Source organism: Candidatus Eremiobacterota bacterium, assembly GCA_031082125.1.
GTDB lineage: Bacteria > Vulcanimicrobiota > CADAWZ01 > CADAWZ01 > Ess09-12 > Ess09-12.
The window spans coordinates 48,092-60,759 of the sequence record JAVHLM010000020.1 but is presented as its reverse complement, the minus strand read 5'-3'; the positions used below and the strand labels follow the sequence as shown (position 1 = coordinate 60,759).

Sequence of the window (12,668 nt, the reverse complement as noted above, 5' to 3'; positions counted from 1 at the left end):
AGGGAGGATTATCTTATGGCAAGACTGCCTTTCAGCCCTGATAATCTTGATGGCCATGACAGGTCGATTTATGAGGCCATGGTCACCCGGAGAAAAGAGAGGGGCGCTCCCTTCGGGGGGCCCTATGCCGCCCTGATGAACCACCCCGTGCTTTGTCAGAAGGTTGAGGAGCTTGGGTATTATCTGAAGTTTGAAGGACACCTGTCCCGGGAAGTGTACCAGTTTGCAGTGCTTGCTGTGGCAAAGGAAACGGGGGCGGATTTTGAGTGGACAGACCATGTAGAGCATGCCCTGGCTGCCGGTGTCCCCCGGGAGGTCACCGATTTGCTGAAGAAAGAGGGCCTCGCCGCTGCCTCCCCGCATCTTCCTGAGCCCTATCAGACGGCGTCCCAGGTGCTCAAGGAGACACTCGCCTGGAAGAGCATACCCGATGAAGTACAGGGGCGGGCAATCAGAAGCTGCGGCATCCTGGGATTTGTCGAGCTTGTGGTGCTCTCGGGCTTTTACCAGATGTTCTCAGCAATAAACCAGGGATTTGATGTCGAGATGCCCCGGTAAATCGTGTGAGAAGCCAGGGCCACCTCCGGATTTTGCTGCCGGGCTTTACACTGCATCGTGAGGCCAGGGGCATTCTCCCGGCAAACAGATTCTGTCTGTGTTCCGCTACACCCGTAGGGACAGAATCAAACGTTTGCTGAAGAGGAGAATGGCCCCTGGCCTCTTAAGTCTTAATTCACGCTTGTGCCAGCCAGTTTCTTCCCCCAATATACCAGGATACAGTGACACATGGAGGTCATACCCCCCACCTCCCATAACTCAGGTGAAATTCTGCGAGGGAATTATTTCTCCCAGCGCTCATTGAAAAGCCATGCTTTCACGGCAGGATAAAGGGGCAGGAATGATAAATCAGGTATAAGAAGATTCTCAGCAGCTTACAGGAGGAACCCTCGATGAAGAAAAAGCATATCGCCGCCTCGGTTATTGCCATCCTGCTTATTATCATGATGGTATGGATTTACGATAATATCTTTATCATAGAAGTAGAGAGAAAGAGCCTTGCCGAGGGCGCTGCCTCCGGCGACGTGGCAAAAGTCACGAGCGCCCTTGATAAAAAGCCGCAGCTTCTCAATAAACCGGGAGAAGACGGCAGGACCCTCCTCCATATCGCGGCAGTCCAGGGTCACACCCCCGTCGTCAAGCTTCTCGTCGAGCGGGGCGCGGATCTCAACGTAAAGACTGCCGACGGGAAGACGCCCCTCAAGATCGCGCTTGAAAGCGGGAAGACGGAGCTGGCGGAGTACCTCAAGTCAAAGGGAGCGAAAGAATAGGGCACATGGAATGACTCGATGCAGAAACGGTGCATTGGCGAGGGCCATAAGATCGTCCGCTACCGCCTGAACATGACGCAGAAATAGAAAGAGCAGCTTGTAAAGAACGCCCTCCATGAATCTTTCAATGACCATGGTGAGGATATGTACGATACGGTCCGAAACAATTGCTACAACTCTCAGATCCGCATGCTCAACAGCGTGCTGCCCCCAAAAAAGCAGATTCAGGAATGGCTTGTGCCGGGAGCGGTCTTTAAAATTGGCGCCGCGGTGCCGAAGTTCGCCCCGATGCTGCTTGAGAGCCGCGATCTGACCATAGGTGACCCCGTGATAACCCAGCCCGATGCATCGCGTTTCCCAGATCGGTACCACCTCGTGCTGCTATTTCGCTTTCTTCTTCCCGGTGTCATTCTTCTTTGATTCATCGGGGAAGCAGTGGCCGCATGGATCGCCGCCCAGCTCTTTCGCCTCTTTCCAGCTCAGGATGACCTCATCTTCGATATAGGGGAAATTGCAGCTCTCCTTGGGCTCTTCCTTGTGGAATTCTTTGGTATGGGTATTGAAATGACCTTCTGTCGCTTTTGTCAGCTTCATGGTAGTTATCCTTGCATTCGATTTATTCGGCGGCTGATATTTAGTCGCCGCCATGACTTTTCCCTTTTTTTTGGCAGATACTATGCAAAGAACGCGGGAGGGGGCGCTTCAGCAGACGACAGCAGGCACCCTTGATCCCTGCATCAGTGCATCGAGCGCGCTCTCTGTCATGGCCTCTGCCGCGGGATGCCTGGCAACCATGGGACTTTTGATAGCGAGGGCTGTTACGGAAGCATTCGCAGGCTAGAGCTGCAGGATAACCGGGATCAGGGAGAAATCCTCCTGGTATCCCCAGTCCTCAGGCTGGGCAAAGGGCAGAAATCTTGTCCTCAATCCCCAGCAGGGCGCCGCAGTCATTCAAATAAGCCCAGTCAAGGGTTCCCGACTGATCCTTTGCCAGCTCCCGGGCATCATACTCATCAATTACTCTTCCTGCCGCAAGCTTCTGGATGATAAGGTCCTCCGGGGCGACAACTTTAATCGGCATTCCCCTCAGTTCTATGGCAATGGCACGCTCTATGGCCCTTCTCTGGTACTCGGTGCCGGCAGTGAAGAAATCAATCTCAACGTCTATTCCCGTCGGTCCGTCCCGCCGCTCGAAACGGATCAGCATGGACTCTCCAAGCGTCCTTGAATCTCTGAAGGAAAAGCCCGACCTGCCGACAAGGGAGATAAACTCTTCTGGAGTGAGGTCGTCGAGTCCCACGGAAATATCGATGTCCCTGGTGCTTCTGGGGCGGCCCCATACCTGGAGCGCCATCCCTCCCATAAGGGCATAGGGTATCCTGTTTCCGTTCAGCACCTCGAGAGCTGCCTTCAGGCTGTCAGTCAGAATCGTGCTTATTCCCCGCTGCACCTGTTATTACCTCCAGGTAGCTTATGCCGGCCTTGAGATGATCCTCCTGCCAGCGCGCCCAGCGTCTTTTATAGCCATCCAGGGGATCGTGAGCAGTTCCATGGCGGCCCATGCCTGCGAGGGCCATTTCAAAGCCCAGGTCCATAAGCTCGCTCCATTCCTGGAAATTGCCTTCGATTTTTTCCCGGTCTCCCATGGATACCCCCTGCAGCCTGGAAAAGGACCTCTGATCGGGCCCTCTCAGGTGAGTATATCAGGAAGATGCCCTCGGAGTCAATCAAAAAAACAGGAGAGCCCATGCATGTGAATCAGTGCACGCCAAACTCTTTTGATTTGTGTGGATCTGGATATCCTGACGCGATCAGTGAAAGCAGATGATACTCTTTTTTCGTGTCCAGGCGGATGCCGCCGATGATTACGTATTCATCTTCCTGAATGATGTCCGCGGATTCCGCCTCAGATGCCGCGCCATTCTGCTGCGCTTCCCTGTATTTCTGGGCGCTCGTGGAGGGAAGCTCCATTTCCCCCACAAAGTAGGAGCCCGCGAGGAGTATCGTTTTTTTCCCGTCAGGGGTCAGGGAAAAGTCCTGGATGTAGTCCACCTCGCGGAAGAGGTCCCCGCATTTCAGCTTCACAATGGGATCACCTTCTGCAGTGTAGACGTGAAAGCTGCAGGGGTTGGGAGTGATGCAGACGTTTCCCCTGCAGTCAATGAGCAGCCGTGGATTGGCGCTGTTTACTATGTCGGGCTTTATCCCCGTGTCCCAGTCACGGAGCTTCTTTCCATCCGGTGAGATGACCGATATTTTTCCATCCTTCGTGAGGACGTAGAGATTTCCTTTGTCGTCGGTTACGGGTGAGACCGCGGGAAGCGATCCCAGGTCGGCGGACCACTGTATCTTTCCCGAATCGCACTCGACGGCAGCCAGGCCCCTTTCCGCACGGCAGTAAACAGTTTCGCCGTTACCGGATTCAAGCAGGAACTTCCTGAACTGGTCCCGGGGCATTGCGCCAAGCCCGGCGCTCCAGGCGGCGCCGCCGTTCTTAAGCTGCATCAGCTCATTGTCGCAGGTAAGCAGGTAGACTCTCTCGCGGGAATCAATGAAGACATGCCGGGGCTTCACCCAGGTGTCCTCTTTCTCGCCTTGCTTGAGCGGAACAGTGTATGACTCCCTGAGAGCTCCATCGGAGCCGTGCACGTTCACCTTTCCGTCCCTGGATGCATAGGCGATGAGAGAATCGGTGGCTGCCACGGGGGAGTTGGGCTGCTCCCCGATGGGAACCGAAAAAAGCTCATGACCGTCACGAAAAGCCCTCAGACGCCTGTCGTGGCTGAGGAAGACGCAGGTCCCCTCAGCGGTGAACACTGCGCCGGAATGATCCGGTCCTTCCTTGTCGTATTCGAACTGCTGCGCAACTTCCGGTGTGAGGCTTGCCCCGTCATAGCGCAGGAGCTCTTTGAAATCAAGCACCTGGAAGGCTCCGTCTTTCCCGACAAAGGGGCCTGCATAGACCACGGCGTGGTCATCGGCATTTTTTCTGAAGGAATAGGTGGAGGGCTCGAAGAGCTTCTGCGCCATCTCTGCCGCTGAATTGGAGAAAGCACGCTTCGCCCTGCGCCCTGTGATGCTGATCCGGTCCTCAGGAAGGGCTGTTGACGATTCAGAGCCCCCCGGGCGCGGAAGAATCCCGGGGCGGTTCTGTTGAGACATCGAGGCTGAATCAATTTTATCCATGAGCACCTCCTGAGCGGATCAGGATATATGATATCATCATTCCACGCCGGCAGCAACGGTTCCCCGGCAAGCTGCACTACGAGGGGGATGAGAGGTGCCCTCCCGGCGGGGGCAACGCATGTGCGCGCATATCTTAAATGACAAGAGCGGCTGAAGCGGGACTCCACCCGTTCCTTGCGTTTATCCTTAGAATCGGTATGACTCTCCCTCATTTAAAAGAGATGTCGCCACTTCCGGGCAGACTTCCCGGAGCCTTTTCCTGAGCATTTCTCCAGTGCCCTCCAATCTTTCCATGAACGGGAAGATCGGGTTATGCCCCCAGTGAATGGGAATAACCGCTCTGGGCTTCATACCCTTCAAAACCTCGCACAATTCGTTAATGGCCAGGTGATTTCTCAGGAATTCCGGCCCAAAGGCAAAGCCTCCCACCGGCATAAGCGCGATGTCGATTCCCGGAAGCTTTTTAAGGATTTCACCGTATGCTGATGAGGGGGCCATATCGCCTGCGAAGAACACATTCCCTGAAGATTTGAATACATACCCGAGATTTTTTCTCGAGCGGTGAGGAACAGGCACAATTTCTATCTCAAGCCCGTGGATGGCGAGTTTGTCCCATTCTTTTACAGGTCTGACGTCTTCAAAGTCCAGCTTCCTGAGGTCCTTGACCAGCAATTCGGGTACAAGAATTGTAGTTTTCCTGGAGAGCAACCCGAGGCTCCGCAGGTCAAAATGGTCAGGGTGCTCATGGGAGATTGCCGCAATATCAGCGTTCCTTACCATCTCCTGTTCCCACACAGGAAGCCTTCTTCTTTCCAGGAATAACAATGTTTTTCCAAGCCAGGGATCGGTAAGAATCGCCGTGCCTCCCATGGAAATCAAAGTGGTGGCATGGCCGATATAGGTGACTGTCAAACCCTTATGCATCTTTTTGCCTGTATAAAATGCAGAATATTGTCTATATCAAATGCAAGGGCAGGGTCGCATCCTCTCACTGCCCTGCAGGACATCCCCGAGAGCACCTCAATCCTCTTTTCAATATCTGAGACTGAGAGCGAGTGCGTGACAAATCTCCATACAAAGCCCCTTCCCAGCATTCCAAGCAGTTCAGGCAGGTTCTTCCTGGCGTCGAAGAGCTTCTGCATGAACGCTTTCAATCTTCCAATGTCCCCCTGTCCCTGGAGCAGGAGCACTCCCCCGGCAGTGAACGAGCCTTCCTTCAGGGGCACGGGAAATTTTATCGTGCCGGGAAACCTCCTGAAAAAATCCTTCTTCTCAATCACGGGGAGGCAGAGGTTGATGCCCCCGGGGCACAATTTCAGGAAATCTCTTATCCCCCTTGAGGAAACGAAGGGAAGATCGGAAGCGCAGATGAGATATCTGTCCTTGCGGTGATTGCTTTCCCGGCCGAGGTGCTCCAGGAGGCTTACGATGCCTTCAATAACCGGTAAATCCTTGCCATGGACGCTGTCAATATTTTCAATTGCGATGAGGTCTTTCAGCGAGGAAGGGGCAAGGACATGGATACTGCTGACAAGGTCACATCCTTTGAGGGAATTTACCATAGCTTCAAGAAGGCTGCCTTTTCCTGTTGACAGGAAACATTTGTAGTCTGTCTCTCCCCGCCTTTTCAAAAGCCCTCCGGTCCTTCCCCCGGCAAGAACTATGGCATCCGTCTGCATGGCACTGTGTTTCCCGAGAAATACTTTCCACAAGACTTCTTCCGGTGCCCATCTTTACCCTTCCCCATGGAGGTGAAGGAATGCCGATCTTGATTTCATCTTCTCGATATAGTACACTAAGTGAGTAAAGGCGGCACTTTCCATATTCCAGCGGTCAGTGCAGAGGTAAGCCCGGGGAGTGTTGAGATGGCTATGCAGGCAGACTCGATAATCATCGCAGGGGGCGGGCTCGGAGCGCAGTTCGGTGAATCGTGCAAGGGTGTCACCAGCAGGGCGCTCCTCCCGATCCACGGAGCCCCTATGGTTTCATACATTATCAGGGCTCTCCGGGAGTGCCGCAGCATAGGGAAGATAGCGCTGGTGGGTCCCGAATGTTTCACTCAGCTGCATTGTTCAAAGGACGTGGACTTCCTGCTGCCCGAAGGAAAAGACGAAACAGAGAACATTCTGAAGGGAATTGATGCGCTGCAGCAGAGCGAGCGCATCCTGATGATAACCTCTGACCTTCCCCTGGTCACCGGAGCGATGCTGGAAGAGTTCATCTCATCGTGCCCCGACGGGATCGATATATGCTACCCCTTTGTGGAGAAGAAGGATATAGAAAAAAAATTCCCCGCCCGGAAATGGATTTATGTGAGGCTCAAAGAAGGCCGTTTCACCGGGAGCAGCATGTTCCTCTTCAAGAGAAGCACCATACGGGAAAAATGGCAGAACCTGAAAATGGTCATGGAGTCCCGCCGGAGTGTCTTCCGTCTCGCATCGCTATGGGGATGGGAGATACTTTCAGGGATTCTGCTGGGAACTCTCACCATAGGCCGGGTTGAAAATAAAATAAGCGCGCTGCTGAAATGCCGGTGCAGGGGCATCATCAGCAGTCACCCGGAAATCGCCATGGATGTCGATAAACCCTCCGATATTGATCTGGTTGAAAAGATCCTCTAGCGGAGAAAGACCTGGGCGATATGCTTGTATATATCAGTGTGGACAGGCCTGAAGCACCGGCAGAACTATTGAATGATATAGACAGGGCCATCTCGAGCCTGGAGGATTACCCTGAAAGTGGCAAGATACCTGCAGATCTGCGCCTGCGGCGAATGGGCTATCGGATACTGATAGTGGGAACCTATCTTGTTTTCTATGTTATCAAAGGCAAGGCCGTGGAGATGAGAAGAATCCTCCATGGTCACCGAAAATATGAGTTTCTGCGGTAAGGAGGAAAGATACATGAAGTTTCTCACAGTGATTCTAATCGGTGCGGTGCTGAGTCTCTTCTCCGCGGGCGGTGCCGCCGCAGAGGAAGCCCGGGCGACGCATAAGGAATCAGATAGCCGCAGGAGTGCCCTGGTGGTTGATGGCAGGACATATGACCCTCAGTCTGCGCGGTTTGAGATGATCGTGGTGACGGAGGACTGGGTGCAGGAAAAGAAGCAGTGGGTCTATGGGCAGGCGCCCCATGTAATGCTCTCCCTTGAGATCATGGTCGATGAGCGCTCAGGCGAGGATGGAGCCCTTGCGCCTGACTGCGGTATCGTGCCGATCCGCCCGCTCCCCGCGCTTGTAAGCCTTCCTGATATGGTATTCGACGAAAAGGCGGCATCATTCGAGGCATACTACGGCAATGATGCGCCCGAATTGACCGCTAATGTGTTCCGCATCATCGGCTTCCCGGCGCCGGATCGCGTGCGCCTGCAGTGGTCGGCCCGCTATGAGGAGAAAGGCCGGCTGCGTTTCGACGGGATCGTCCCCTTTGACGGCATCCGGATGCAGGTGAAGGCCCCGGCAGATGCAGAGCGCCTGCTGCGCGTTGCGTGGCCTGCCCTCGACCTGTCGAAGGTAAAGCGGCATGACGGGAAGTGGACCGAGTACCCGGGGGATATCCCGGCCGACCGGAGGCGCTGGTTGAACGTGACATTCACGCTGAAATAAATGGCCCTTCTGAGCACCTCCCAGGGGTGAAGGGATCCGGCACACACGGTGCCTCTTTTACTTTGTTCAGGGCTCGGGAGAGCTCACCGGGCGGATTTTTTTCTGATATGCGGGCTTGTCCTTCTGCCGCCCGCGGGCTGCGGTCCTGTCGTAACCCGACTTCATCTCCGCCACTTCTGCAAAAGATTTGTGGAGCAGGAACTTATCAATCTTCCACTTGAGCGCCGAGTCAAAGCTCTCTTTTTCATGGGCGGGCACTACCCTGGCGGCAAGCTTTTCCTTTTCCAGCTCAAACTCATCAGCGCTCATTGCACGGGCTTCTTCCATTACCGCGCCTATCTTCTCAAGCATGGACGGGACCTCGTCCTTCATGAGCTTGTTTTTAAGCTTGACCGTGAGCTTGGCGAGGATCGCGGCCTTTTTTTCCGGCCAGTCCTCCCCGCTGATTTCTCTTATGTCCTCCAGGTGCTTTATCACGCCGGAGTTGTCAGGCGAGGCCCCGATCCTTTCCGGGTGAGTGATGCTCTGGACAGGCACCACGCAGGGCTGATACTCGGCCACGATAACTTTCTGGTTGTCGGTGAGGATGGCCTGCACCTGCTTATTGAGGCTTTGCAGCTCCTCATTCATTTCTTTCTTCTTGTCCCGGACCTGCGATTCCACATTGAAGAAGGCCTTTTTTGACTCCTCAGAGGCATCGCCGGTTTTGAAAATCTCTTCCCTCATGGTGGTGAGAAGACTGACATATTTTGCGCCGTGTTTCTTCACCATCGAGTCCCTCAGGTTCCGGACATTCTCCCGCAGGGCGCCGGCCCGCCTGGAAAGAGGAATAATCTCTGCCACCTGTGCATCGGTAAGATAGAGCCCGGTGAGAAGATTGCCAATCTGGATCTGGTCATTCAGCGCATCTATCTGTTGCGGGAACCCGTCTTTGTCATCGGAGAATATCGGCGCCATTATAGCCAGGCAGAGCGCTGCCCCGAGAAAAAAACAGACGAAGAATTTCCACCTCATAGTGCTTCCTCCTCTTATGGTGATGACCTGTTAGACTGCGGAAAGGCAATTTTGTTTCGCGGCGGCAGCTTATTTTTTACGATGCAGATGTATCCCGGGATTCCCGGGGATTCCATCTGTTCTCATTACCCTGCGCATGAATGAAGAAGCCAGTGCAGCTCTCACCCTATGTGATCCTCATTATCATGGTAGAGCTTGTTCAGGTCCGTGGCTTCTACTATCTCCTTCCGGGCCAGGGGAAGGGCGGGATCGGTCAGGATGAAAGGCTTCGTCTGGTTTCCGCCGATTCCGCCATGGAGGGAGGCAAGGGAATATTTTTTGTTGAAATCAACGACTTTTTCACCGTCATACTCGCCAAAGATGACTATGTCACCGGTCTGTGGAAGGTTCATGTAGCTCGATATCTGCTTCCTGAGCAGCTCTTCATCGCCGAAATGGGCAAGAGGGCTTGAGCCATCCTGCCTCACTGCCCGGGCTTCCCTGTCAACCACTAAAGTGCCTTCTTTGCCTCTCATGACATATGAGTCATTATCTCTGGTGACGACCAGGCCTATCCCGGGATGATCGACAAGCTTATCGGTGAAACCGGGAAACTTCTTTTCTATCTCCCGGATCTGGACTGCCTTGTTCTTGTCCTTGGTGAAATAGATATCGCCCAGCGAATAGGCATCGGAGAACTCTATGTCTCCCCTTTCATATCCCGAGGGGTTGCACTGCTCGGCGAGGTCCTTGATGACTTCTCCCGCCGGCTTGCCATAGAGCTTGTTAAACAGGCTCGACGGGGTCTGGCCGTGATCCGAAAATACAATGACATCATACTTGTCCCCGCTCGAGGAAGCCTTGTCCATTATCTGCCCGATGAGGCCGTCTATTTCTTTCAGGGCGAGAAAGGCATCCTTGGATTCGGGGCCGAAAAAATGGGCCTGCTCGTCATAGGCTGCATAATCCACGTAGGCAGTGGGCCTATGGTCATCGATGGCCTTTTTGATTCCCTCGGTGGCCACCTGGGGAATTACATTCTCATTGAGTGACATCAGGATGGTGCCGAGCCTGTCCGTGGCGGTATTAAATTCACCTGCCTTGATAAGCTTCCGGCTCAGCTTGAAAATATCCCTTACCACATGCCATCCCGCCCTGGTAAGGCTGTAGCCCCCCTTTTTCAGCAGCGATATCTCCTTTTTCGCTTCCTTGAGAAAAGTCTTTATGTAGCCGTGCTCTTTTGCCTCCTGCTTGAGCACGCTGACCACTGCCCCGGTCTCTTCAGCTCCGCCGCTGAAAGGGCTTGAATAGGCAGCCCCGCCGGTAAGTATGCCGGACTGGCCTTTCCTGGCCAATTCCTCCTGGATGCTCTGCTCTGTGGCTATGGAATCTATCATTTTGCCCTGCCGCTTGTCATACCAGTCATTTGCGGGAAGCTCGATCCCGTAGAAAATTGAGGAGAGAATGGGTACGGTGACCGCGGCGATGCCGGAGCTGAAAGAGCGCATTATGTGTGAGCCATTTTCGATCATGGCCTTGAGGTGGGGAGCATATCCGTCGGCCATGGCTTTTTCAAGCGCCGGTCTTGAAAGGCCGTCTATCTGGAGCATGACAAGCTTGTGCTTCTGTGTGCCTTCATCTCCCCCGGCTGACTGAACGAAGCCGTCTTTCGGCTCGGCGGCGGCAGCAGGCGTTTTTACCGGCGGATTCACCGCGGGATTGAAAGCATTCGGACTGTTCGGATCAAAATTGATATTCATCGCTTTTTCCCCCTGTCATGCCTGGTATCAGCACTACTTACCATTATAATAGGATATGCAGCGGGAGTAAAGGGATTATTGTTATCATTTTGTTAATAAAGAGGGACATGCCGGGCGGCTGCAGCTATTTTTGATGCTGCCTCGCGTTCTTGAGAGATTCAATCGCCTTTGCGGCCTCTTTTCTTGTGAGCTCATCAACACCGGACTTATGGTAATACTTGTGGATGAAATTGGTGAGGTGAGCTTCATCCCAGCCCATCTCCAGGGCAATATATTTCATATAGAGCTTCTGTTTCAAGGTAAGGCCAAGGGGATTGATCCGGTAATATTTGCTGCGGACAAAGTATCTCATTAATTGCCTGAATGTTGCCTCATCCAGATCCTTTGCGCTTCTCACGCCCGCTGCCTGCTCAAGAATGTCCCTGTATTCGGCGTCATCCAGGTTCAGCTCTTTTTTCAGAATATGGATGACGGCCAGCTTTTTATTATCTATACCCATAAAATCACTCCGCGGGCGATCAGCAGAACTGGACTTCCAGCAGGGAAAAATCATCGTCAAAGAGATCGTTGCCCTTGATGGCGCGGGCCTGAGCGAGCATGGCATCCAGAACCGGCACCTCGGACCGGCGGGCCAGGATAAGCGCCTGTATGAACTCCTCTATGGTCCAGAAGCTTCCGGAGGCTTTTTTGATTTCGTATGCCCCGTCGCTGTAAATATAAAGCCTCTCATTTTCCCCGACTGAAAAGGAGACGCTCCTGTATTCTTCACCAGGAGCAAAACCAATAATCAAATCCTCGCTCGATGCCTCCCGGACAGTGAGAGCTCCCTCCTGTGCTCCCGTGATGAGCAGTGCCGGGGGATGCCCGCCGCTTGAGCACACCAGGGTGCGCAGAGATCGGTTATACACTCCGTACCATAGAGACAGAAACAGGTTGTTGTGCTGATCCATCTGGAAGGCTTCGTTCAGCTCTCTCAGGACTGCGTGGGGATGACGGAAATTGACACCCGGCAGTTTTTGCGCCCTGAGGATATTCATCACGGCGAGGGAAAGCAGTGTCGCTCCGATTCCGTGCCCTTTCACATCCAGAAGGTATATGGCAAAGTGCTCATCATCTATCCAGTGATAGTTGAAAGAATCGCCGCCAAGCTGCCTGCTGGGGATGAACTTCCAGCATGTCTTCACCGGTCCATCGAGAAAATCAGGGAGCAATGCTCTTACATACTCTGCTGCTTTTGCAAGCTCATCAGCAAGAGCTTTCCGGCTCGCTTCAAGAGCGTGGTAGGCCTCGTTTCTCTGCAGGAGGTTGCAGTAAGCCCTCGAATGATAACGGATCCGGGCAAGAAACTCCCTGCGGTCAGGCATCTTGATGAGATAGTCGCTTGCCCCGAGGGTAAAGGCCCGGGCCTTTACCTCAGGATTATCCTGATCTGAAAGAATGATTATAGGCGTGTCGCCAGTCGCAGGATTATCCCGGTAGTAGGTGATCGGCGTCAAGCCATCAATTTCCGGCATGACAGTGCCCAGGAGGATGACTGAGGGCGCTATCCCGCCTGCGAGGCAGACTGCTTCATCCTCATGCCTGCAGTAGTGAAAAGAGATGTCGCTCTCGCCGGATACCATCAATCGAACGGCTTCTCCAATGCCTGCCTGATCCTCTATGAGCAGCAGCGTGATCCTGTCCTCTGTCAGAGTTTTCTTCATTCTTGATTGGTCCTTTTTGACTATTATATCACAGATCGGGGAGTATGGCTCACTTGAAATTTTCCTTATTGCAGCAGGCAAAGGGCGATAATG

At 53.6% G+C, this 12,668-nt stretch carries 17 protein-coding genes; 7 read left to right on the top strand and 10 right to left on the bottom strand.

The window, feature by feature from the left end; genetic code table 11:
* Window positions 1-15: 15 nt before the first annotated feature.
* The 3 genes from RDV48_20285 (at window position 16) to RDV48_20275 (ending at window position 1,748) form a co-directional block, all read left to right on the top strand.
* A complete protein-coding gene (locus tag RDV48_20285) occupies window positions 16-558 on the top strand; it encodes a carboxymuconolactone decarboxylase (GenBank protein ID MDQ7825152.1) in 543 nt (180 codons plus the stop codon).
* 392 nt (window positions 559-950) lie between these two features.
* Window positions 951-1,328, top strand: a complete 378-nt coding sequence (locus RDV48_20280; GenBank protein MDQ7825151.1) for an ankyrin repeat domain-containing protein — start codon at window positions 951-953, stop codon at window positions 1,326-1,328.
* Between the two features lie 144 nt (window positions 1,329-1,472).
* Window positions 1,473-1,748, top strand: a complete 276-nt coding sequence (locus RDV48_20275; protein MDQ7825150.1) for a hypothetical protein — start codon at window positions 1,473-1,475, stop codon at window positions 1,746-1,748.
* Here RDV48_20275 and RDV48_20270 read toward each other — a convergent pair.
* Window positions 1,710-1,922: a hypothetical protein gene (locus RDV48_20270; protein ID MDQ7825149.1), complete on the bottom strand. Its 213-nt coding sequence runs from the start codon at window positions 1,920-1,922 to the stop codon at window positions 1,710-1,712. The genes RDV48_20275 and RDV48_20270 overlap by 39 nt on opposite strands.
* Before the next feature lie 82 nt (window positions 1,923-2,004).
* On the opposite strand from RDV48_20270, the gene RDV48_20265 reads away from it, so the two are divergent.
* Window positions 2,005-2,169 (top strand): hypothetical protein, encoded by a 165-nt coding sequence (locus RDV48_20265; protein ID MDQ7825148.1) that lies wholly within the window; start codon window positions 2,005-2,007, stop codon window positions 2,167-2,169.
* Window positions 2,170-2,220: 51 nt separating this feature from the next.
* Here RDV48_20265 and RDV48_20260 read toward each other — a convergent pair whose 3' ends face one another.
* From RDV48_20260 to RDV48_20240, 5 genes are all read right to left on the bottom strand, one after another.
* Window positions 2,221-2,778: a nucleotidyl transferase AbiEii/AbiGii toxin family protein gene (locus RDV48_20260; GenBank protein MDQ7825147.1), complete on the bottom strand. Its 558-nt coding sequence runs from the start codon at window positions 2,776-2,778 to the stop codon at window positions 2,221-2,223.
* Window positions 2,747-2,974, bottom strand: a complete 228-nt coding sequence (locus RDV48_20255) for a hypothetical protein (protein ID MDQ7825146.1) — start codon at window positions 2,972-2,974, stop codon at window positions 2,747-2,749. The genes RDV48_20260 and RDV48_20255 overlap by 32 nt, the downstream gene beginning before the upstream one ends.
* Window positions 2,975-3,086: 112 nt before the next feature.
* Window positions 3,087-4,514 carry a PQQ-binding-like beta-propeller repeat protein gene (locus RDV48_20250; GenBank protein ID MDQ7825145.1) on the bottom strand — a complete coding sequence of 476 codons (1,428 nt, stop codon included), beginning with the start codon at window positions 4,512-4,514 and terminating at the stop codon, window positions 3,087-3,089.
* Between the two features lie 186 nt (window positions 4,515-4,700).
* Complete coding sequence (locus RDV48_20245; GenBank protein MDQ7825144.1) at window positions 4,701-5,438, bottom strand: MBL fold metallo-hydrolase; 738 nt, start codon at window positions 5,436-5,438, stop codon at window positions 4,701-4,703.
* Window positions 5,423-6,193, bottom strand: a complete 771-nt coding sequence (locus RDV48_20240; protein ID MDQ7825143.1) for an NTP transferase domain-containing protein — start codon at window positions 6,191-6,193, stop codon at window positions 5,423-5,425. The genes RDV48_20245 and RDV48_20240 overlap by 16 nt, the downstream gene beginning before the upstream one ends.
* A 186-nt stretch (window positions 6,194-6,379) precedes the next feature.
* Here RDV48_20240 and RDV48_20235 point away from each other — a divergent pair, with 186 nt between their 5' ends.
* The 3 genes from RDV48_20235 to RDV48_20225 are packed head-to-tail and all read left to right on the top strand — an operon-like array spanning window position 6,380 to window position 8,119.
* Entirely contained in the window at window positions 6,380-7,135 is a 756-nt protein-coding gene (locus tag RDV48_20235) for a nucleotidyltransferase family protein (GenBank protein MDQ7825142.1), read from the top strand.
* 20 nt (window positions 7,136-7,155) lie between these two features.
* Complete coding sequence (locus RDV48_20230) at window positions 7,156-7,404, top strand: type II toxin-antitoxin system RelE/ParE family toxin (GenBank protein MDQ7825141.1); 249 nt, start codon at window positions 7,156-7,158, stop codon at window positions 7,402-7,404.
* A gap of 13 nt (window positions 7,405-7,417) precedes the next feature.
* On the top strand, window positions 7,418-8,119 hold the full coding sequence (locus RDV48_20225) for a hypothetical protein (GenBank protein MDQ7825140.1): 702 nt from the start codon (window positions 7,418-7,420) through the stop codon (window positions 8,117-8,119).
* 66 nt (window positions 8,120-8,185) lie between these two features.
* On the opposite strand, the gene RDV48_20220 is transcribed toward RDV48_20225, so the two are convergent.
* The 4 genes from RDV48_20220 to RDV48_20205 form a co-directional block, all read right to left on the bottom strand.
* Entirely contained in the window at window positions 8,186-9,133 is a 948-nt protein-coding gene (locus tag RDV48_20220; GenBank protein MDQ7825139.1) for a hypothetical protein, read from the bottom strand.
* Window positions 9,134-9,294: 161 nt separating this feature from the next.
* Window positions 9,295-10,872: an alkaline phosphatase family protein gene (locus tag RDV48_20215; protein MDQ7825138.1), complete on the bottom strand. Its 1,578-nt coding sequence runs from the start codon at window positions 10,870-10,872 to the stop codon at window positions 9,295-9,297.
* A gap of 124 nt (window positions 10,873-10,996) precedes the next feature.
* A complete protein-coding gene (locus RDV48_20210) occupies window positions 10,997-11,371 on the bottom strand; it encodes a DUF1018 domain-containing protein (GenBank protein ID MDQ7825137.1) in 375 nt (124 codons plus the stop codon).
* A 19-nt stretch (window positions 11,372-11,390) separates the two neighbouring features.
* Complete coding sequence (locus tag RDV48_20205; protein ID MDQ7825136.1) at window positions 11,391-12,575, bottom strand: SpoIIE family protein phosphatase; 1,185 nt, start codon at window positions 12,573-12,575, stop codon at window positions 11,391-11,393.
* Window positions 12,576-12,668: the final 93 nt, after the last annotated feature.